We start from the raw sequence: 20,168 nt of genomic DNA on the forward strand, positions 1-20,168 counted from the left end.
CATGCAACGCAAATGGGCAACGATATTACTCAGTAGCTTTATATTTTTAAATGGTTGTCAGGTTATGCCACATGCCAAAGGGCTGCAAAGCCCATTATGGCAGGCGCAAGCTTATCAACGACAAGATCAGGTTGAAGTTCAGTGGAAGCAGCAAAGTTTTAGCTTCTTGTTATACCAACAGCAAAAGGGTGCTGTACTGGATATGGTGGCTTTGAGCCTGACAGGTCAACAATTATTTAAGTTACAGTTTGATGGACATCGGGTTCATGTTGAACAACGTATTGATCAAATGCGTTTATTACCTTTTGAGTTTGTGGTGCGCGATCTTTTATTTGCGACATACCCTCAATTTTCACATTTAGGACAGCAAGCTGTAGAGATGAAACAACAAGCAGGCATGCAGGTTGTTTATATTGAAAAGCAGCCTGTGTTGCAGCTTAAACAAGGGCAAGGAAGCATTGAATTGATTAATCAACAAGTCCCTTATACCATGACGCTGAGTTCGATTGAAAATACGTTGCAGACAGAAGAAAGTCCTACACCATGAAACATTTACCTTCAGAAAATGCAGCCACAATGGCAGTAGGCATACAATTAAGTGTCGGTTTATCTGCATTAGGTTGCGAACTTAATCAAATCAAGCAGGCATTACAACAGCCACAGCAAACCTTAAGTTTGCGAGATGATTTAATTGCTGATCGTAATGTTTGGGTAGGGCAATATACACATCCATTATGCTCGAATGTACCAGACACCTTACAGTCTGTAGATTCACGTAATCTACGTTTTGCATTAACTGCATTATCTGAAATCGAAGCAGCGTTAAGAGGCTATACGGCATCCTTTGAAAATAAACGTTTGGCAATTGTGGTGGGCACATCCACTTCAGGTATTGCAGATAATGAATTATTACTTAAGCAATATTTTCAAGGGAAAACTGCTCTTTCAATATCTCACTATCCACAAGAAATGAGCTGTTTAGCAAAAGCATTGCAGCAGTACTTAGGATGGGAAGGGCCTGCATATACTATTTCGACCGCTTGTTCTTCAAGCGCGAAAGCATTAGCTGCGGGTCAGCGATTACTTCATGCAGATTTAGCCGATGTTGTACTGGTGGGTGGCGTCGATACCTTGTGTCAGTTGACACTAAATGGATTTAATAGCCTAGAAAGTTTATCTGAACAGACTTGCCAACCCTGCGGTGTGAAACGTGATGGCATTAATATTGGTGAAGCTGCTGCATTTTTTGTATTAAGTAAAGCCTCGGCTCCTGTAATGTTAATGGGTGCTGGTGAATCGATGGATGCATGGCATATTTCGGCTCCACATCCTGAAGGCAAAGGTGCGGCTTTAGCTATGCAACGTGCACTAGATATGGCTCATATTTCAGCTCAAGAGGTTGGTTATATCAACTTGCACGGCACAGCAACTCCACAAAATGACGCAATGGAAATTAAGGCCGTACGACAAGTTTTTGGTGATTATCAGGTTGCTTTAAGTAGCACCAAACACAAAACTGGACATTGCCTTGGTGCAGCTGGCGCTATAGAAGCTTTTATTTGTGAACAAGTTCTAAAAGATCAAAGTTGGTTGCCATTGCATCAAAATGTTGAGATTGATCCGGATTTGGCTGACCAAAACTATGTGCAAGATGCCGAACTAAAACAGCCCATCCGCTATGTGATGAGTAATTCTTTCGCTTTTGGGGGAAGTAATATTAGTCTTGTTTTTGGAGTGAAGCCCTTATGAAACTTGATGCAATTCAATATATTCCTCATGAGCAGCCTATGGTTTTTATTGACCATTTAACTGATGTTGCAGAAGGGCGGGCACAAGCAGAACTCACGATTACACCCGAGCTCATGTTTTGTGAAGCAGAAGGCTTGCCGACATGGGCAAGCATTGAAATTATGGCACAAACCATCAGCGCTTATTCAGGCTGGCAAGGCCAGCAGTCAAAACAAGCGCCAAAAGTCGGGTTTTTATTGGGAACACGTAAGTTAAATTTACCGATCCCTTATTTCGCTTTAGGTTCACGATTGATCATTCAAATAGAACAACAATATTTTCATGAAGGACTTGGGCAATTTTCCTGTGAAATCAAATATGCTGAACACTGCATTCAGGCAACGTTAAGTGTATTTGAGCCAACAGAAACACCATTTGAATAACCACAAAGAATTAGGAATACATTGTGACAAGACGAATTTTAGTAACGGGTTCAAGTCGAGGAATTGGGAAAGCGATTGCATTACAACTTGCAAAGGCTGGTTTTGATGTAACTGTGCATGCCCGTTCGCGTCAGGCAGATGCAGAGCAAGTCGTACAAGAGATTCAAGCGCTAGGACAAAATAGCCATTATTTAATGTTTGATGTCACTGAACGCCAGACGGTTCAGCAAATTTTAGAACAAGATGTAGAGCAACACGGTGCATTCTATGGTGTTGTATTGAATGCAGGTCTTACCCATGATGGTGCTTTCCCAGCTTTAACAGATCAAGACTGGGATGAAGTTATTTCGACTTCCTTAGACGGTTTTTATAACGTATTAAAACCATTAGTTATGCCAATGATCCATTTGCGTAAAGGCGGTCGTATCGTCACGTTATCTTCGGTTTCTGGCATTATGGGCAATCGTGGTCAGGTCAACTACAGTGCTGCAAAAGCAGGGTTGATTGGTGCAACCAAGGCCTTGGCACTCGAATTGGCCAAGCGAAAAATTACCGTGAACTGTGTAGCGCCTGGTCTGATTGAGACGGAAATGGTGACAGATGAAGTCAAAGAACATGCACTTAAAATGATTCCGTTACAACGCATGGGACAAGTCGATGAAGTTGCTAGCGTGGTGAAATTCTTGTGTTCAGATGAAGCTTCTTATGTGACCCGACAGGTTATCTCTGTGAATGGGGGACTCATCTGATGAAACGCGTTGTGGTGACAGGAATGGCAGGGATTACCTCTTTAGGTGAAACCTCTGATGAGATTTTTGCCCAATTTGAAGCCGCCAAAAGTGGTATTCGCTACATGCCGGAATGGGAACAGTATGTTGACCTTCGGACCAAGCTTGCTGGACCTGTTGAAACTTTTAATGTTCCGAAACATTTTAATCGTAAAGTCACCCGTGGTATGGGCCGTGTTGCGCTCCTGTCTGTGGTTTGTGCCGAAACTGCTTTGCAAAATGCTGGCTTGCTTGGGCACGAAATTTTGTCTAGTGGTGAAGCGGGTGTTGCCTTTGGTTCTTCTGCGGGTAGCGTAGAGGCCGTGGGTGAGTTTGCAAGCATGTTGCTTCATCAGAGCATGAGTAAGATCAATGCAACAACCTATATCCGCATGATGGCCCATACAAGTGCGGTGAACATGACCGTATATTTTGGTCTAAAAGGGTTAACTTTACCCACATCAAGTGCGTGTACTTCTGGTTCTATGGCCATTGGTCAGGCCTATGAAGCGATTAAATATGGCAAACAACAGGTCATGATTGCTGGTGGCGCAGAAGAACTTAGTGCAGCAGGTGCTGCGGTTTTTGATGTATTGTTCGCGACCAGTGGAATGAATGACCAACCAGAAAAAACACCACGCCCATTTGATGCTAAGCGAGATGGATTGGTGATTGGTGAAGGGGCTGGCTGTTTAATTTTAGAAGAATACGAACATGCCAAAGCTCGAGGTGCTCATATCTATGCAGAGGTGATTGGCTACGGTAGCAATACTGATGGTCAACATGTAACTCGCCCCGAGTCAGAAATGATGGGTCGCTGTATGCAATTGGCACTTAAAGATGCATCTGTAGAAGCTAAAGACATTGCTTATGTAAATGCGCATGGCACCTCAACTGATCAGGGCGATGTAGCAGAAAGTCAGGCGACAGCAGCAGTTTTGGGACGTAAGCCGATCAGCTCTTTAAAAAGCTACTTTGGACATACGCTGGGGGCGTGTGGAGCTATTGAAGCTTGGCTGAGCATTGAAATGATGAATCGTAGTCGCTTTATTCCAACTTTAAATCTAGATGAAGTCGATCCACTGTGCGGCGATCTGGATTATATCGTTCAGCAGCCAAGAACTCTGGATGCTGACATTATTATGAGCAATAACTTTGCTTTTGGCGGAATTAATACTTCGCTTATTTTTAAACGTGTTAAACAATAAGGAACACAACAATGTTAAATAAAAAACTTTTATTTGTAGCAATGCTAAGTGCGGGTTTTACTGCCACTGTTCAGGCTGGAGATGAAGTACATCAGTTGAATTTTAAAGAAGCTGTAGACCGTGCAGTTGCAGATGGCACTTTAGATGGTTCAGTAAAGTTTTATTTAAAGGGTACAAAGTCTGGCGGTAAAATCATTCAAAAAGATGCGGTAACCAATAAAAAAACTAATGGTTTTGGTAAGTCAGCAGCAACGTCGTGTGACTGGGTTTTACGTTCAGCACTGATCCAAATGCAAAACAATGCTAAAGCACAAGGTGCAAACGCAGTTACCAATATCGTGAGTTATTTTAAAGCCAATGAAACCACAAGTACTACAACTTACGATTGCTATAAAGGTGCCATGATGGCGGGCGTTACCTTAAAAGGCGACGTGGTTAAATTCTAATTAATTTTAAAAAAGGTCGGGATAATGTCTAAGCGTAATATTGAAGTCTATACACAGACATTGTCCCAGCTTCTTTTAAAATCTAAACAAGATTTTCCAGACTTTCGTACATTTAATCATTATAAAAAACAGCAAATACATAACATTAGAAACGAGCTGATAGCACAGAAATTACAAATTACAATAATGGATTTAGCGTTTGCAAAGCATGAGCATGGCAAGCCATATTTACTGAATCACGCTTTGCATTTTAATCATTCTCATAGCCAACAGTATTATGCTTTAGCGATGAGCCCGCATATTAAAGATATCGGTGTCGATGTTGAAGAACTAGACCGTAAAGTTCGTTTGGAAGCTTTAGCCCAGCATGCATTTCATCCTGATGAATATGAAACGTGGCTAAGCTTAGATCAAGACAGAGAATACTGGTTTAAAGTCTGGACGACTAAAGAGGCTGTTCTAAAAGCTTCAGGTCTCGGTATACGGTTAGATTTAAACACTTTAAATACTCAGGCACATCCTACAGACAATGGCGGAATATGTTCTCATCCACTTATTGGGACATTTGCTTATCAAAACTTCGTTCTGGGTAATATGATGCTAACAGTGGCATGGCGCTCAGAATTATCTTGCCGCGGTTTTCAGTTTCCTACTATTCAGCTTATTTCTCTTGATCATTAATTTTTTAATTATTCAAAACATAAAAAAAACCGCGAATTACGCGGTTTTTTACTAAAGGAGAAGCTAAAAATTAAGCTTGACCTTCAACAGCTTGAGCACGTTGCATATTTGCTTCGAACTCTGCATCAAAGTTGATTGGTGTAAGAAGTAACTGTGGGAAGCTACCTTTAGTCACTAAATCATTTACCGCTTCACGCAAGAACGGGAACAAAATATTTGGGCAATAAGCGCCTAAAATATACGGTAAGCGATCTTCTTCGATGTTATCAATCAAGAAAATACCTGATTGAGTGATATCTACAATGAACGCTGTTTCGTTGTCGTTATCGGCTTGTACCACAACTTTTAAAGAAACTTCAAAATGAGTTGGATCAATTTTTTCTGCAGCAGAAGAAAGATTGATATTGAGTTCAGGTTGCCATTGTTTAGTAAAAACCTGCGCCCCTGGAACCTCAAAAGAAATATCTTTTGTATAAATACGCTCTAAAGCTAATTGTGGTTGAACTTGTTGTTCTTCGCTCATTGTTTTTTCCTTAATATGGATGCGATGTTAAGCCAATAATTCGTCGAGTTTACCTTCACGCTCTAAAGCATAAAGTTGGTCAAAACCGCCAATAAACTGATCGTTAATAAAAATTTGTGGGACAGTACGATGATTCGTGCGTTGCATTAATTCAACACGTACTTCCGGTGCTTCAACAGAAAGATTTACTTCTTTGTAAGCAATACCTTTACGCTCAAGTAACTGTTTAGCACGAACGCAATACGGGCATACAGAAGTTGAGTAAACAATGACATTTGCAGTCATAATAATTCTCCTTAAGCTTTTGGTTTGCTTTTTACAAGAGGTAAGCCTTGTGCTTTCCAGTTACTAATACCACCATCAAGACGATAGCTGTCATGGTGAGCAACTTTTTGCAAAGCACTACCAGCAACTTGCCCGAGGTTGCAAATAAATACCAATGGACGCTCACTTGCTTTTAATTCATCAGCATGACTTGCAATTTGGCTGAAAGGAATATTGCGGCTGCCACTAATATGACCTTCACGGAAGTCTTTACTATCGCGCAAGTCGATCAGTATGGCATTTTTCGCTTTCACTAAAATACCAAGCGACTGTGGTGAAATTTTACGACCGTTACGTTGACCCTCAAAAATGAAGAACAACACGACCAAGACTCCGAGCGTACCAAACAAAATGGGGTGATTCCCCATAAACTCTAACCAGCGTTCCACAAGTCACCTAAAAAAAATTAAAAACAAAATTGACCTAGAGTATAGCGTATATAGATGGTGATCAAAATCACCACTTCAAGTGCAAAGCGGACAGAAAATTAGTTTTTTTGCTGTGCTTCTTGAATCTCATCATTTAAACGCAAAAAGCTATCTAGACGCCGTGGTAAAATTTCACCAGATTCTACAGCGTGTTTTAACCCACAGTTCTTTTCATGAGTATGGGTGCAATTACGGAATTGGCAAGAACCCAAATGTGCTTCAATTTCTGGAAAGCCCATACGAATTTTTTCTAAATCAAGATGCCAAAGCCCAAATTCACGAATTCCCGGTGAGTCGATTAACGCGCCATTTTTACCGAAATTCATTAAACGTGTAGAGGTTGTTGTGTGCTGACCGAGTGCAGAGTTTTCAGAAATAATATTTGTTTTTTGCTCTGCATCTGGAATTAATACATTAATTAAAGAACTTTTCCCTACACCCGATTGGCCAACGAAAGCTACTGTTTCGCCATCTAAACGTTCAGATAAAGCAGAGATATCTCCCTTTTTAGACTGACAAATCATCACCTCATAACCCAAAGTTTTATATTCTTCTAATAGCGTAAGAATTGGGTCATTTTCAGTGAGTAAATCTGATTTATTTAAGACTAAAAGTGCAGGAATGTTAGCGTCTGCGCAAGCCACTAAATAACGATCGATTAATGTCGGAGCTGGCTCAGGAAGGGGAGAAAATACAATTACAATCAAACTGATATTTGCTGCAACTGGTTTAACCTTGTGATAACGGTCTGGACGGGTAAGTAATGAGTTGCGTGGATGAATGGCAGTAATAATGCCTAAACCCGTGTTCGGGTCTGCTTGCCATTTAACTCGGTCGCCAGTCACAAGTAACTCAAGGTTAGTTCGAGTATGACAGCGCCATACGCTTTTGAGCTCGATAGGTTTCCAGAATGGTTCTGGCTCTCCTTCGGCAACTTGAGGTTTTTCTGGGTGATGCTCAGGTACAGAGAGTGCCTGTACTTCGAGTTGGCGGCCATAATGTTGTACAACGAGTCCGTCCAGATCTTGTGAAGTATCGGCCTCTTCTTGGCGAGTTTTGTGCTGTTTTTCAATACGACGTTGCTGCTGTTCAGTTAAACGACGCTTACGAATTAAAGCCATTCATATCCCAAAAAAACCACTGTTTGAAGATGGCAAAAATAGCATGAAGCGGCTATAGAATTACAGCGCAGATGCAAGAAATTTGCTACTATTGATGTTTTTACGGCATTTTAGAACGTACATACATGAGCAGTACTTTAAATACACGATTAATTTGGATTGATCTGGAAATGACCGGTTTAGATACCGATAATGACCAAATTATTGAAATCGCAACAATTATTACAGATGATAATTTAAATGTACTTGCCGAAGGTCCGGTCTTGGCTATCCATCAACCTGATCGTATTTTAAATGCAATGGATGAGTGGAATACCCGCCAACATGGACAATCTGGGTTGGTTGAGCGAGTTCGTCGTAGCAAATTGACAGCTCGTGATGCTGAGCTACAGACTTTAGAATTCCTAAAAAAATGGGTCAATCCAAAAGTTTCACCGATGTGCGGTAACTCGATTTGTCAGGATCGCCGCTTCTTACATCGTCTTATGCCTGAGCTTGAGCAGTATTTCCATTATCGTAATCTTGATGTATCTACCGTAAAAGAGCTTTCAAAACGCTGGCGCCCTGAAATTATGAGTGGTCTGAAAAAGAATGCATCGCATTTGGCAATGGATGATATTCGTGACTCAATTTCTGAGTTGAAATATTACCGTGAATACTTCTTTATTATGAATACTGATGGTAAAGATTGATTACGTTGTATATGTAATATGAAAGGGGGCTGCTGCCCCTTTTTTTATTGGTTAAAGGACATTGTTACAATAATGCCGAGAGCCTGATTTGGCTTTCATATTCATTTTGCTTAAAATGATGTTTTAAATTTTTATTATAAAAAGAGAGCATTTATGCAAAGTAATAACCCGATACTGACACGTGTTGAAACGGTCAGTGACTATAGTCAACCAATGACTGTGCAAGGTGCGATTCAAAAATCTGTTATGTTGACGGTCATTGCAGCGGCTGTGGGTATTGCTTTATTTTTCTACGCAGCTTTTACTGCAAATGTTGGTATTGCCTATGCGGGTGCTATTGTTGGTGCAATTGGTGGCCTGGTTTTAGCTTTGATTGCCACATTTAAACCGACGACTGCACCAACCTTAGCAATTCCATATGCTTTATTTGAAGGTGCATTTTTAGGCGGTATTTCTTTTACTTTTCAAATGAAGTACCCGGGTGTGCCTTTACAAGCATTACTTGCCACGTTCGTGACAACATTGGTGATGTTTGGTCTATATAAATTTCACATTGTACGTGCAACAGAAAAATTTAAGTCAGTTGTGATATCTGCATCTTTAGCGATTTTTCTTGTGTTTATCGTGCAGATGATCATGCGCTTAGCCTTTGGTTCAAGCATTCCTTATATTTTTGAAAGTAATTGGTTAGGAATTGGCTTTGCTGCATTTATTGCTGTGATTGCGTCACTTAACCTGATTTTAGATTTCGATTTAATTGAAACCAACGCAGCTTACCGTGCTCCAAAATTTATGGAGTGGTTGTGTGGTATTGCATTACTCTCAACTTTAGTTTGGATGTATATCTCTTTTTTACGTTTGATTGGTTTGTTATCTGACGACTAAAATTATATTCATTTAGAAGTCGCTCCTCATGAGGGGCGATTTTTTTTCGTGCGATTTTTGAAAAAAGATGCATTATGCAATTTCGAAAACCGTTGAATATTGGCATTATGCTTTAAATTGTTTTGAGTGAGATCGGCATGACACAAGGACTTTTAGCAGGTAAACGCTTTTTGATTGCAGGCGTTGCTAGTAAATTATCAATTGCTTTTGGTATTGCCCAAGCATTACACCGCGAAGGTGCAGAGCTTGCGTTTACTTATCCAAACGAAAAATTAAAAAAACGTGTGGATGAATTTGCTGAGCAATTCGGTTCTAAGCTTGTGTTCCCATGTGATGTTGCAGTTGATAGCGAAATTGACAATGCATTTGCAGAACTTGCAAAACATTGGGACGGTCTAGATGGCGTAGTTCACTCTATCGGCTTTGCTCCTGCACATACACTTGATGGTGATTTTACTGACGTGACTGACCGTGACGGTTTTAAAGTTGCTCATGACATCAGTGCATACAGCTTTATTGCGATGGCACGTGCTGCAAAACCATTATTACAAGCTCGCCAAGGTTGTTTATTGACTTTAACTTACCAAGGTTCTGAGCGTGTTATGCCTAACTACAACGTAATGGGTATGGCAAAAGCTTCTTTAGAAGCGGGTGTTCGTTACTTAGCATCAAGCTTAGGTGTTGACGGTATTCGTGTAAACGCGATTTCTGCTGGTCCAATCCGTACTTTGGCTGCTTCGGGTATTAAATCTTTCCGTAAAATGTTAGATGCCAATGAAAAAGTTGCGCCATTAAAACGCAACGTAACCATTGACGAAGTGGGTAATGCAGCATTATTCCTATGCTCACCATGGGCTTCAGGTATTACTGGTGAAATTTTATATGTAGATGCTGGTTTCAATACTGTTGGTATGAGCCAATCTATGATGGATGATGAATAAGTTTTAAAATTTATTCGGACATAAAAAAAGCCGTAGTTGAAGGACTACGGCTTTTTTTACTGGGCGCAATTTATTGAGGAAGTTCTTTTACAGGTGAACCACCTAAAGTTTGCATGAGGGTGACATACGCGTTGTATTGGCTTTGTTTAGTTTCAACAAGGCTTAAGCGTGCAGTACGTGTAGTTTGCTGAGCATCAAGAAGTGTTTTTAATGCGACAGCACCATAACGATAACGGACTTCAGTTAAACGTTCAGTTTTTTCTGCAAGTTCGACATTACGTTCTTGTAACGCTACTTGTTTATCGAGCTCTGTACGACTTGATAAAGCATTTTCGACATCAGCAAAAGCCTGATAAAGCGTTTGGCGATATTGAATAATCGCTTTTTCATAATCCAGATTGCTAATCGCAATATCTTTCTTCATATCGTTATATTGCAAAAACGGTAAACTTAAACTTGCACCTAAAGTTAGGGCAGGGTTGCGTAACAGTTCTGTCAACGATGTACTACTTGATCCCAAACTACTGGTTAAACTAATCGATGGATAGTAGCTCGCCTTAGTAGCATCTTTAGTCGCGAGCGCCTTTTTCAAACGAAGCTCAGAGGCTTGTAAATCGGGACGGCGCGATAAAATATCGGCAGGTAAGCCCGCACCAATTGCTGGTAGTGCATTGCGTGGCAAACGTTTGGGCTCTTGAATGTTTAACTGTTGCAATGGTTCATGTAAGAGCACGGCAATGGCAGTACGTGTTTCAACCAGTTGTTGCTCAATCTGGCTTAGGCTCGCTTTTTGGCTTTGTACAGATTGTTCTGCTTGAGTAAGATCTACACCTGAAACAGCACCAGCTTTATACTGAATCTGTACTAGTTGATATAGCTTTTGTGAGGTCGCCAAACTCTGCTGAGCAGTCGCATAACGTTCATTTAAATAACCGAGTTGCCAATACAATTTAGCCGTGGTTGCAATTAAACTTTGTCCAGTGGCTTGTAGGTCTTGTTCAGTCGCTAAAGCTTCCCATTTACTTGCTTCAGTTTGGCGTGCAAGCTTACCAAACAAATCAACTTCATAGCTTACGCCCGCACTCATTGATAGACCTTTAGCGCTGTCATCTCCTGAGTTCAAATCAAAAGAATGTCCAGTTGAAACACTAGAGCTAGTACGTAAGCCTTGCTTATTTGCTGTTAGGTCAGCTTGTAAACGTGCTTGTTTTAAGGTAATCCCTGCGACAGCTAAGTCACTGTTACGTTCTAATACATTGCTTACGAGCTGATTAAGCTGTGCATCACCAAAAAGTGTCCACCAACGGTCAGAATATTGATCGGCAGACATGGTTTTTGCTTTTGTGGCATTATATTGAAAACTACCTGGAACTTGTACCGCAGGTGTTTCGTAAGGTGTTTTTACTACAGCAGCACATCCAACAAGAGAGCTTGTGAGGAGAAGTGCTGTGCTAAGTTTAGTCATAGAGAAAGACATGCAATTTTCCTTATTCTCGTGATAGTGCTGCAACTGGGTCGAGTTTTGCCGCATTCTTGGCTGGTAAGAAACCAAAAACGACACCAATCAGTGTTGAACACACAAATGCTGCAATAATAGAAGTGCTTGAATAAGCCACGCTAAAGTTACCGCCAGCAAATTTATTAATAAGTTGTCCAAGGCCAAGTGACAGTAAGACACCAAGCACACCACCAATTAAACAGACTAAAATTGCTTCAATAAGAAATTGCTGCAAAATATCACTTTGACGTGCGCCTACAGCCATACGTACACCAATTTCCTGAGTACGTTCAGTCACAGAAACCAGCATAATATTCATAACCCCGATACCACCAACCACTAATGAAATTACGGCAATTGCTGAAACCAGAAGGGTCATCGTGCTGGTTGTTTTCTCAATGGTTTGACGGATACTGTCACTGTTCATAGTGAAAATATCTTGTGCACCATGGCGCTGAGTTAATAAGTTTACAATCGCATTTTCTGCGGCTGTAGTTGAATATTTGTCATTAATACGAACCACGATATTGCGTACATTGGACTGGCCTAGCATACGGCTCATTACGGTTGTATAAGGCATATAGACATTTAAGGTGTCGTCTGAGCCCATGCCGCTTGTTTGCGGTTCTACAACCCCGATAATACGTGCCGGTACGCTACCGAGTAGTACCACTTGACCAATTGGATTGCTACCATCGCTAAAGAATTGTTTTTGCGTATTGGTATCAATCACTACATCTTGTGAACGATCACGAACACTACGTTGATCAAAAGTTTGCCCATCTTTAAAGACCAAACCTTTTACATCGAAATAATCATTACTCACACCATTAATGGTGGCGTTTGCTTCATTCTGTTGATAGCGCATAGTCTTGGATGTACTGACCATCGGACTGACTGCACTAACATAAGGCTGAGTCATTAACGCATCGGCATCGGCAGGAACCAAGGTCTTAAAGCTTGCAGTTTTGGAGTTGTCACCAAAACCACGGCCCTGAAACACCGTAATCGTATTGGTTCCCAGACTACTAATATTGCTTAAAATTTGCTGTTGAGACCCTTTACCTAGAGCGACCACGGTAACAACAGATGCAATACCAATAATGATGCCAAGCATGGTTAAAAAAGTACGCATGCGATGGGCATTCATAGACAGTAAAGCCATTTGGAAGGCTTCAGATAAGCGGTCTAAAGTTGAACGCCATGCAGAAATACTTTTGCCTTTCTTCTGTCTACCTTGTAAAGCAGGAGCGGCATCAGGATCAGACTTGATTGGTTCGGCTGCTTGATCTGGAACATTAGGACGGTCACTAATAATTTCTCCGTCACTAATCTCGATAATACGAGTCGCATTTTTTGCAACTTGCATATCGTGTGTCACCAGAATAATAGTGTGACCAGCAGCATTGAGTTCACGCAAAATACGCATTACCTCAACACCACTATGAGAGTCAAGCGCTCCTGTTGGTTCATCCGCAAGGATAACATCACCACCATTCATGAGGGCACGGGCAATAGAAACACGTTGCTGCTGACCACCAGAAAGCTGACTTGGTCTATTAAGTGTTTTAGTGCCTAACCCTAATTCGGTAAGTAGAGCTGTTGCGCGTTGTTTACGCTCAGAAGGCGTAACACCTGCATAAACAGCTGGAACTTCGACGTTACCTTCAGCAGATAAATCACCAAGTAAATGGTAGCGCTGGAAAATAAAACCAAAATATTCACGACGTAGTCGAGCGAGCTGATCTGGCTCTAACTTACCAGTCTCTTGTCCACTGACCTTATAACTACCACTGGTAGGGCGGTCTAAGCAGCCCAAAATGTTCATGAGCGTTGACTTACCCGAACCAGACTGGCCGACAATGGCAACCAGTTCGCCTTCGTAAATGGTAAGGTCAATCCCTTTTAAAATTTGTATTGTGCTTTCGCCAGCAGGGAATTCCCGGACCAGATTGCTGACTTCAAGCAAAGCTTGTTTTGTCATGCTTACATTCCCATTGGGCCACTACGGCGACGGTTATTACTACTATTTGCTGATGCAGCGGAAGTATCTGCACTATCGGCAATGACAACTTGATCACCTTGTTTTAAGCCCGCAAGAACTTGAGCGTTTACACGGTTGTTAATGCCAACCAAAATCTGAGTTGGTTTGGTTGTGCCATCGGCTTGTAATATGCGTACAACACTTAAAGTTAACTTGCCTTGTTCAACTAGCTGTTTTTGCTCGGCAGTCAGGTTAAGACGCTCTAGACGAGCTCCGTTCCCTTGAGACTTTTTAGCAGCTTCAGGTGTAGAGCTTGCTTTATCAGATGACTGACCTGATTTTCTTTGACCTGAAAATTGTTTAGAGCTAAGCGCTGAAGAAGGAACGAGTAGGGCATTTTTAGCTGAATTTAAAACGATATAAACTTGTGCAGTCATATCAATACGCAATTTACCATCGGTATTTGGCACATCAAATAGGGCATTATAGTAAACGGCTGAGCTTGTAGTTGAACTGGTGGTATTTGTTGATTCGCTAGAAATTGAATCTGGAGCAGGCTCAATTTGACGTAAGGTTGCGTAACGCTTAGTGTCTTCGCCTAAGGTAGTGAAGTAAACCTGTTGGCCTTTCTCAACTTTCATAATGTCAGCTTCACTGACTTGCGCCTTAATCGTCATATTTTGTAATTTTGCAATTTTGACAATTGTTGGCGCACTTTGGTTTGCGTTTACTGTTTGGCCTTCTTCCGTCACAATTGCGACAACCGTACCATCAGTTGGAGCTAGAATACGTGTATAACCAATATTGGTTTGCGCCGTAGATCTAGTCACTTTTGCAGATTCGATTTGCGCATCTAATGCTTTGATTTGTGCTTGAGCTGTTTTATAGCTTGCTTCAGCCGATTCTAGATCTGCGCGTGGTGTCGCATCTTGCGCATACATTTGTTGCTGACGGCGGTATTCAAGTTGCTTTTCATTCAAAGAAGCAACTTGTTGAAGGCGCTGTGCTTCTAAATTTTTAATATTCGCATCAGAAGTTTTTAAACTATTTTCTTGTGTGGTTGAATCAATTTGCGCAATAAGTTGACCTTGCTTAACCTGATCGCCCAGTTGTACATACATCTTTTTAACCTGACCAGATACCTGCGCACCGACACTAATAAGTTTGGTTGCATCAAGTGTACCCGTTGCAAGTACATTATTTTCAATATCCCCGCGCGTTACCTCGGCAGTAATATATTGTGGCTGCTGCTGTTTTGGCTTGAAAAACTTCCAGGCTAAAAGAGCAATAATGACTATACAGACGATGATAATAACAAGTTTGATTGGCTTTATTTTTGGCATGGCGAGAGGTCGAAAAGTTTAAAATTTAATTTAGTATAAAAGCGAAATGAGGATAAAACGTGAATTTTTATGATATTTCAGGAATGATGAAAAATGATTCAGCCGAATTATTGTATAAATAGTGTTTTTCCACATAATTCAGCAATCGCCTGCTGCATTAAATGTTCTGCATTTTCGTTTGACATTCCTTTAATTGCTGCATCAATTTGCAATAGAAGGGTAGACCAGCCTAAAAACTGTTGTGGATTTAGTCTTCTTAAGGCTTGTTGATATAAACCAACCTTAGTTTTCCATATACCAAGCTGTAGGGCATTATGAGGTTGCTCAAACAATTGCATCAACAAGCGCATTTCTTTACTTAAAGTCCATAAAATCAGACTATCTGGTTCGCCTGCTGCAATTAGATATTGAAAAATCTTAATAGATTGGCCAAGGTTGCCTTCTAATAACGCATCACTTAAATCATAGGTGGTATAGCGTGATTGATCTTGTAAACAAGCATATAAATGCTCAATCAAAATCAGTTTTTGGTCTGGAAATGTGTCTCTTACACGCATCAAGCTATTTTTAGCTGCAAGCAAATTGTGCTCATGATGTTGCATTAACCACTGCCAAGCATCATTGTCGAGTTGAATCTCTAGCTTTTCTGCTTCTACGTTTAAAATACGTTGACGGTCTTGTGGGTAATTTGCCGTTAGAGCAACTACAACCCCATTTGCTTCAACAACTTGAAAAAAAGCAGATTTTAAGCTGCTACTATCTTGTTTGGGTAAAACAATTAATAACAGGTTATGCTCATTATGTTGTATATAACTTTTAAGTTGTTTTAAGCCATTTGCATCAGGTTTTATATTGCCATGTACTTCAATAGCAAGCTGCTGAGAAAATAAAGATAAGCTATTAAGTGCATTAAAGACATTTTTCCAGTCGCTCACGCTACTAATATCATAGCGCTGTCTTTCAACTTCTTGTTGTTGCCAGCTTTTGCGAAAGGCATCTAATAAATTTTGTTCTAATAAGGGTTCTTGCCCATGCAAAATCCACGCACCCCGAGCTTCCGGAGTACGTTTTAAGGCTTGTAAATAGTCAATTTTCATTGCAGGCAAAAATACAGATTAAGGCTGAGCTTTTGGCAAACGATTTGCTGAAATCTGACGAGTAATTTGTTGTGCAATATCATCAATCACAATATGTTGTAAGTAAGTTTCTTGCTGATTTTCAGTGTTGACTGTTGCCAAGTCATATTGATAACTACGAGATGCAGTTAATGAGCGTGGTTCAGTAATTTTATTACCCTGACGATCTTCAATCTGGAAGGTTACGGTTAGGCGTAATAATACTTCTGTCAGTTTTCCATTTAAAAGCTGACGACGTGGTGTGTATTCCAAAACACGGAGTACATAGGCATCACTATCATTACTGAATTGAACACCATTGGCAGCCAAATACACTTTTAACTGCGTTTCCAAATCATCAGTTTTAGCTGGTAACTCAAGGCTTAACTTTTTATAAACAAGCGGAGTCGCAGTCGGGTTGGTTCCTTTTAAATGAAATCCACACCCGACTAAGCCTGCACTAAGGCCTAAGGTTAAAACAACAGCGGCTAAACGTTTGGCTAAGTGCATGCTTGATCCTCTCATTAATAACTTTAATTAAACCACGAGGTTAACTAGTTTATTTGGAACCACAATTTCTTTTTTTGTTGGTCCGGTTAAGAATTGTTGAACTTCTGGTAGAGCTTTAGCTTGAGCTAATAGATCTTCTTTAGAAATATCAACAGAAACTTCAAGTTTACCGCGAAGTTTACCGTTAACCTGTACAACAATCGTTTGCGTATTACGTGTTAATGCAGAAGCGTCCACTTCAGGGAACGTTGCTGCTGTAACATCTGTACCAAATTGAGCCAATAAAGTTTGGCTTAAATGTGGTGCAAATGGTTCGAGCAAAGTTAAAAGTGTAGTGATCGCTTCACGTTCTACCGCAATGTCGTTGTCATCTTTTGCTTCAAACTTGTTGCTTGCGTTTAACAACTCCATTAAAGCAGCAATAGCAGTATTGAATGCATGACGACGTTCAATATCATCACTTACCTTTTGAATGGTTTCGTGTGTTTTACGACGTAAATCTTGAGCATCCTTAGACAAGTTTGCAGTATCAATTGTAGAAGTTGAGTTTCCTTTTTCAAGGAAGCCTGCTACAAGACGCCATACACGTTTCAAGAAACGGTTTGCACCTTCAACACCTGCATCAGACCATTCTAAAGATTGATCTGGTGGTGCAGCAAACATCATGAATACACGAGCAGTATCTGCACCGTATTGATCAATAATCGCTTGCGGGTCGATACCGTTGTTTTTCGACTTAGACATTTTTTCTTGTCCGCCGATGACAACTTCTTGACCATCACCTGAATATTTTGCAGAAAGAATACGACCTTTTTCATCGCGCTCTAACTCAATATCAGCTGGGTTAAACCAAGTTTTCTTACCATTTTCTGCTTCACGGTAGAACGTGTCTGCAAGCACCATGCCTTGAGTTAACAAGTTGGTAAATGGTTCATTACCTTGTACAACGCCTTCATCACGCATTAATTTGTGGAAGAAACGTGCATAAAGTAAGTGAAGAATCGCGTGCTCAACACCACCAATGTATTGGTTCACAGGAAGCCAGTTTTGAGCAGCTTCAGGTTTAACCATACCACCAGTGAAGTCTGGAGAAGCGTAACGTGCATAGTACCAAGATGACTCTACGAAAGTATCTAAAGTATCTGTTTCACGACGTGCATCGCCACCACAACAAGGACATTTAGTTTCATAGAATTCAGGCATTTTATTAAGCGGGTTGCCTGAACCATCTGGTACAACGTCTGTTGGTAATACAACAGGAAGTTGATCTTCAGGCACTGTAACTTGACCACAAGTATCACAGTTAATCATTGGAATTGGACAACCCCAGTAACGTTGACGAGATACACCCCAGTCACGTAAACGGAATTGAACTTTAGAATTTGCTAAATTTTGTGGTTCTAATTTTGCAAGGAATGCATCAAAAGCAGCTTGGAATTCTAAACCGTCAAACTCGCCAGAGTTAACAAGTTTACCTTCTTTAGAACCGTACCATTCTTGCCACTGGGTTGCAGAGTAGTCTGCATCGTCAGTGCCTTTAGCATCAATGACTTGCTTGATTGATAAATTAAACTTGTTAGCAAATTCAAAATCACGTTCATCATGTGCTGGTACGGCCATAACAGCGCCAGAGCCATAAGACATTAATACGTAGTTTGCAATCCAAACAGGAAGCTCTTCACCAGTTACAGGATGTTTTACAAACAAGCCTGTTGCCATGCCTTTTTTCTCAGCTGTCGCCAAGTCCGCTTCTGCAACTGAACCCATGCGGCATTCTTCAATAAATGCAGCCAATTCAGGGTTAGTTTCAGCAGCTTTAAGCGCAAGAGGGTGTTCTGCTGCAACAGCAACATAAGTCACACCCATTAAAGTGTCGGCACGAGTTGTATAAACAGTTAAACCGTCAGCATAAATTTCTGTATTGGCAGATGGGAACGTAATTTCCATGCCAGTAGAGCGACCGATCCAGTTACGTTGCATGGTCAACACTTGTTGAGGCCAGCCATCTTGTAGGGTGTCAAGATCGTCTAATAATTCTTGTGCATAATCCGTAATACGGAAGTAGTACATTGGAATGTCGCGTTTTTCAACCAATGCACCTGAGCGCCAGCCACGACCATTTTCAACTTGTTCATTTGCCAAAACTGTTTGGTCAACCGGATCCCAGTTTACTGTTGAAAGTTTACGGTAGATCAGACCTTTTTTATAAAGCTGAACAAATAACCATTGTTCCCAGTGATAATACTCTGGTGTACAAGTTGCGAACTCTCGGTCCCAGTCTACAGATAGACCCAATTTTTTTAATTGGTCACGCATGTAGGCAATGTTTTCAAATGTCCATTTTGCTGGAGCAACTTTATGAGCAATTGCTGCGTTTTCAGCAGGTAAACCGAATGCATCCCAACCCATAGGTTGTAGCACAGTTTCACCTTTTAAACGGTAAAAACGGCTAATAACATCGCCAATTGTATAGTTACGCACATGCCCCATATGCAGCTTGCCGCTTGGGTAAGGAAACATTGACAGGATGTAGCGATGTTTACCTTCGACAGTGTCGGCAACTTTAAAGACTTTACGATTTTCCCAATCTTGTTGAACTGATGGTTCAATCGTGTTTGCTTGATATTCGGGGTCAATGTGAGAAATAGTCATAGACGTAAGCTATACAACGAAAATTGAAATGAAAGATTGCTGCACAGCATAGCGCAAAATAAGGGGAAATGTCAGTTTTTAGATCAGGATTTTATCTTTTAATATGAGCAATAAACATTTCTCAATCTATTCTTCTTTATTTTAAATAATAGAAGAGTGGTGAAAATATTCACCACTCTCATTTTGGTTATCGTGCTGCTGCGGATGGGGCGGGCGGAACTGGTACAGCGGGTACACCTTTGTCCTGTTCTAAGTTAGCTGTTTCTTGCACTACTTTATCTGTTTTATCTTGATGTTGTTGTTCTGAGGTGGGTGTCGAATTTTTTACGGATGGTTGGCTGCCGTAAGTTGAAACTTTGTTCAAATGTTTTGCACTCTTAGGTGGCGGAGTCGTGGTGTAATGTGTAGAGCCACTTTTATCCATCCATTTATAATATTGCTGTGCCTGACTTTGACTTGAGTAAATTAAAATTACCGTTGTTACTACTGTATATAAGCTTGTTTTTAAATAAGATAAATTCATATCAGATCTTCCCCAAAAAAGCTGACTATATTTAAATAAAGTTTATAAATAAGCAATTTACAATGTATGGTTTTATATAAAAAGAATAATTATTTTTAATAAATAGGGATTAGAACTACCAAATTTACGATTTAATTTTAGATTAAAAAAGAAGCAGCTAAAAATTTTTATGGAAAAACCTTTTCTTTAATCTTGACTTTAGTGAATTAAACAACAAAAATGCTTCCTTTAGTTTTATATGCGATTATTTGATCACCCTTCGAATAACTGTCATGTTTTGTAATAGACATTCTCTCTAGCCGAGAGATTGATTTTACTTAAAGTATGTATATCCAGACATGCTTTATTAATGTTAA

Annotated in this window: 21 protein-coding genes; 10 read left to right on the forward strand and 11 right to left on the reverse strand. The window is 40.4% G+C overall.

Annotation, left to right across the window (positions count from 1 at the left end; all coding sequences use genetic code 11):
* Window position 1: 1 nt before the first annotated feature.
* From HL290_RS11440 to HL290_RS11470, 7 genes are read left to right on the forward strand one after another with little or no spacing between them, the layout of a single operon-like run.
* A complete protein-coding gene (locus tag HL290_RS11440) occupies window positions 2–547 on the forward strand; it encodes a DUF3261 domain-containing protein (RefSeq protein ID WP_198496515.1) in 546 nt (181 codons plus the stop codon).
* Window positions 544–1,749 (forward strand): beta-ketoacyl-[acyl-carrier-protein] synthase family protein, encoded by a 1,206-nt coding sequence (locus HL290_RS11445; RefSeq protein WP_198496516.1) that lies wholly within the window; start codon window positions 544–546, stop codon window positions 1,747–1,749. Before HL290_RS11440 ends, HL290_RS11445 begins: the two co-directional genes overlap by 4 nt.
* Complete coding sequence (locus HL290_RS11450; protein WP_003654915.1) at window positions 1,746–2,171, forward strand: 3-hydroxylacyl-ACP dehydratase; 426 nt, start codon at window positions 1,746–1,748, stop codon at window positions 2,169–2,171. The genes HL290_RS11445 and HL290_RS11450 overlap by 4 nt, the downstream gene beginning before the upstream one ends.
* 23 nt (window positions 2,172–2,194) lie before the next feature.
* Entirely contained in the window at window positions 2,195–2,920 is a 726-nt protein-coding gene (locus HL290_RS11455) for a 3-ketoacyl-ACP reductase FabG2 (RefSeq protein ID WP_005036897.1), read from the forward strand.
* Entirely contained in the window at window positions 2,920–4,146 is a 1,227-nt protein-coding gene (locus HL290_RS11460) for a beta-ketoacyl-ACP synthase (protein WP_198496517.1), read from the forward strand. Before HL290_RS11455 ends, HL290_RS11460 begins: the two co-directional genes overlap by 1 nt.
* Before the next feature lie 11 nt (window positions 4,147–4,157).
* Window positions 4,158–4,592 carry a hypothetical protein gene (locus HL290_RS11465; protein WP_004794675.1) on the forward strand — a complete coding sequence of 145 codons (435 nt, stop codon included), beginning with the start codon at window positions 4,158–4,160 and terminating at the stop codon, window positions 4,590–4,592.
* A 24-nt stretch (window positions 4,593–4,616) separates the two neighbouring features.
* Entirely contained in the window at window positions 4,617–5,273 is a 657-nt protein-coding gene (locus HL290_RS11470) for a 4'-phosphopantetheinyl transferase family protein (RefSeq protein ID WP_198496518.1), read from the forward strand.
* A gap of 70 nt (window positions 5,274–5,343) precedes the next feature.
* Here the strand turns inward: HL290_RS11470 and secB are convergent, their stop codons facing one another.
* The 4 genes from secB to rsgA all read right to left on the reverse strand — a co-directional run bounded on the left by secB (window position 5,344) and on the right by rsgA (window position 7,669).
* Window positions 5,344–5,796, reverse strand: coding sequence for a protein-export chaperone SecB (gene secB / locus HL290_RS11475; RefSeq protein ID WP_003654925.1), 453 nt, complete (start codon window positions 5,794–5,796; stop codon window positions 5,344–5,346).
* 27 nt (window positions 5,797–5,823) lie between these two features.
* A complete protein-coding gene (gene grxC, locus HL290_RS11480) occupies window positions 5,824–6,081 on the reverse strand; it encodes a glutaredoxin 3 (protein WP_003654926.1) in 258 nt (85 codons plus the stop codon).
* Between the two features lie 11 nt (window positions 6,082–6,092).
* Window positions 6,093–6,509 carry a rhodanese-like domain-containing protein gene (locus HL290_RS11485; protein ID WP_003654928.1) on the reverse strand — a complete coding sequence of 139 codons (417 nt, stop codon included), beginning with the start codon at window positions 6,507–6,509 and terminating at the stop codon, window positions 6,093–6,095.
* Between the two features lie 98 nt (window positions 6,510–6,607).
* A complete protein-coding gene (gene rsgA / locus HL290_RS11490; protein ID WP_004641160.1) occupies window positions 6,608–7,669 on the reverse strand; it encodes a small ribosomal subunit biogenesis GTPase RsgA in 1,062 nt (353 codons plus the stop codon).
* A 125-nt stretch (window positions 7,670–7,794) separates the two neighbouring features.
* On the opposite strand from rsgA, the gene orn reads away from it, so the two are divergent.
* The 3 genes from orn to HL290_RS11505 all read left to right on the forward strand — a co-directional run bounded on the left by orn (window position 7,795) and on the right by HL290_RS11505 (window position 10,187).
* Window positions 7,795–8,361 carry an oligoribonuclease gene (orn, locus tag HL290_RS11495; protein WP_005036888.1) on the forward strand — a complete coding sequence of 189 codons (567 nt, stop codon included), beginning with the start codon at window positions 7,795–7,797 and terminating at the stop codon, window positions 8,359–8,361.
* Between the two features lie 153 nt (window positions 8,362–8,514).
* Window positions 8,515–9,246, forward strand: coding sequence for a Bax inhibitor-1/YccA family membrane protein (locus tag HL290_RS11500; RefSeq protein ID WP_198496519.1), 732 nt, complete (start codon window positions 8,515–8,517; stop codon window positions 9,244–9,246).
* Window positions 9,247–9,383: 137 nt separating this feature from the next.
* Window positions 9,384–10,187 carry an enoyl-ACP reductase gene (locus tag HL290_RS11505; protein WP_003654938.1) on the forward strand — a complete coding sequence of 268 codons (804 nt, stop codon included), beginning with the start codon at window positions 9,384–9,386 and terminating at the stop codon, window positions 10,185–10,187.
* Window positions 10,188–10,257: 70 nt separating this feature from the next.
* Here the strand turns inward: HL290_RS11505 and HL290_RS11510 are convergent, their stop codons facing one another.
* The 7 genes from HL290_RS11510 to HL290_RS11540 form a co-directional block, all read right to left on the reverse strand.
* Entirely contained in the window at window positions 10,258–11,652 is a 1,395-nt protein-coding gene (locus HL290_RS11510) for an efflux transporter outer membrane subunit (RefSeq protein ID WP_198496568.1), read from the reverse strand.
* 22 nt (window positions 11,653–11,674) lie between these two features.
* Complete coding sequence (locus HL290_RS11515) at window positions 11,675–13,669, reverse strand: MacB family efflux pump subunit (protein WP_198496520.1); 1,995 nt, start codon at window positions 13,667–13,669, stop codon at window positions 11,675–11,677.
* A gap of 2 nt (window positions 13,670–13,671) precedes the next feature.
* The gene (locus tag HL290_RS11520) at window positions 13,672–15,012 is read right to left on the reverse strand and encodes a MacA family efflux pump subunit (RefSeq protein ID WP_198496521.1); all 1,341 of its coding nucleotides are present in this window, start codon (window positions 15,010–15,012) and stop codon (window positions 13,672–13,674) included.
* Window positions 15,013–15,119: 107 nt separating this feature from the next.
* Entirely contained in the window at window positions 15,120–16,109 is a 990-nt protein-coding gene (gene holA, locus HL290_RS11525) for a DNA polymerase III subunit delta (protein ID WP_017391267.1), read from the reverse strand.
* 18 nt (window positions 16,110–16,127) lie between these two features.
* On the reverse strand, window positions 16,128–16,637 hold the full coding sequence (gene lptE, locus HL290_RS11530) for an LPS assembly lipoprotein LptE (protein WP_092707358.1): 510 nt from the start codon (window positions 16,635–16,637) through the stop codon (window positions 16,128–16,130).
* Window positions 16,638–16,664: 27 nt separating this feature from the next.
* Window positions 16,665–19,289: a leucine--tRNA ligase gene (gene leuS, locus HL290_RS11535; RefSeq protein ID WP_198079014.1), complete on the reverse strand. Its 2,625-nt coding sequence runs from the start codon at window positions 19,287–19,289 to the stop codon at window positions 16,665–16,667.
* 187 nt (window positions 19,290–19,476) lie between these two features.
* Complete coding sequence (locus HL290_RS11540) at window positions 19,477–19,812, reverse strand: DUF4124 domain-containing protein (protein WP_198496522.1); 336 nt, start codon at window positions 19,810–19,812, stop codon at window positions 19,477–19,479.
* Window positions 19,813–20,168 lie beyond the last annotated feature (356 nt).

It is taken from the genome of Acinetobacter sp. AC1-2, from assembly GCF_016124155.1.
Lineage (GTDB): Bacteria > Pseudomonadota > Gammaproteobacteria > Pseudomonadales > Moraxellaceae > Acinetobacter > Acinetobacter calcoaceticus.

Bases quoted from the DNA above. Each gene is read 5' to 3' on its own strand.
- HL290_RS11440 (WP_198496515.1), top strand. From the start codon at position 2: ATGCAACGCAAATGGGCAACGATATTACTCAGTAGCTTTATATTTTTA.
- HL290_RS11445 (WP_198496516.1), top strand. From the start codon at position 544: ATGAAACATTTACCTTCAGAAAATGCAGCCACAATGGCAGTAGGCATA.
- HL290_RS11450 (WP_003654915.1), top strand. From the start codon at position 1,746: ATGAAACTTGATGCAATTCAATATATTCCTCATGAGCAGCCTATGGTT.
- HL290_RS11460 (WP_198496517.1), top strand. From the start codon at position 2,920: ATGAAACGCGTTGTGGTGACAGGAATGGCAGGGATTACCTCTTTAGGT.
- HL290_RS11465 (WP_004794675.1), top strand. From the start codon at position 4,158: ATGTTAAATAAAAAACTTTTATTTGTAGCAATGCTAAGTGCGGGTTTT.
- HL290_RS11470 (WP_198496518.1), top strand. From the start codon at position 4,617: ATGTCTAAGCGTAATATTGAAGTCTATACACAGACATTGTCCCAGCTT.
- secB (WP_003654925.1), bottom strand. From the start codon at position 5,796: ATGAGCGAAGAACAACAAGTTCAACCACAATTAGCTTTAGAGCGTATT.
- grxC (WP_003654926.1), bottom strand. From the start codon at position 6,081: ATGACTGCAAATGTCATTGTTTACTCAACTTCTGTATGCCCGTATTGC.
- rsgA (WP_004641160.1), bottom strand. From the start codon at position 7,669: ATGGCTTTAATTCGTAAGCGTCGTTTAACTGAACAGCAGCAACGTCGT.
- orn (WP_005036888.1), top strand. From the start codon at position 7,795: ATGAGCAGTACTTTAAATACACGATTAATTTGGATTGATCTGGAAATG.
- HL290_RS11500 (WP_198496519.1), top strand. From the start codon at position 8,515: ATGCAAAGTAATAACCCGATACTGACACGTGTTGAAACGGTCAGTGAC.
- HL290_RS11505 (WP_003654938.1), top strand. From the start codon at position 9,384: ATGACACAAGGACTTTTAGCAGGTAAACGCTTTTTGATTGCAGGCGTT.
- HL290_RS11510 (WP_198496568.1), bottom strand. From the start codon at position 11,652: ATGACTAAACTTAGCACAGCACTTCTCCTCACAAGCTCTCTTGTTGGA.
- HL290_RS11515 (WP_198496520.1), bottom strand. From the start codon at position 13,669: ATGACAAAACAAGCTTTGCTTGAAGTCAGCAATCTGGTCCGGGAATTC.
- HL290_RS11520 (WP_198496521.1), bottom strand. From the start codon at position 15,012: ATGCCAAAAATAAAGCCAATCAAACTTGTTATTATCATCGTCTGTATA.
- holA (WP_017391267.1), bottom strand. From the start codon at position 16,109: ATGAAAATTGACTATTTACAAGCCTTAAAACGTACTCCGGAAGCTCGG.
- lptE (WP_092707358.1), bottom strand. From the start codon at position 16,637: ATGCACTTAGCCAAACGTTTAGCCGCTGTTGTTTTAACCTTAGGCCTT.
- leuS (WP_198079014.1), bottom strand. From the start codon at position 19,289: ATGACTATTTCTCACATTGACCCCGAATATCAAGCAAACACGATTGAA.
- HL290_RS11540 (WP_198496522.1), bottom strand. From the start codon at position 19,812: ATGAATTTATCTTATTTAAAAACAAGCTTATATACAGTAGTAACAACG.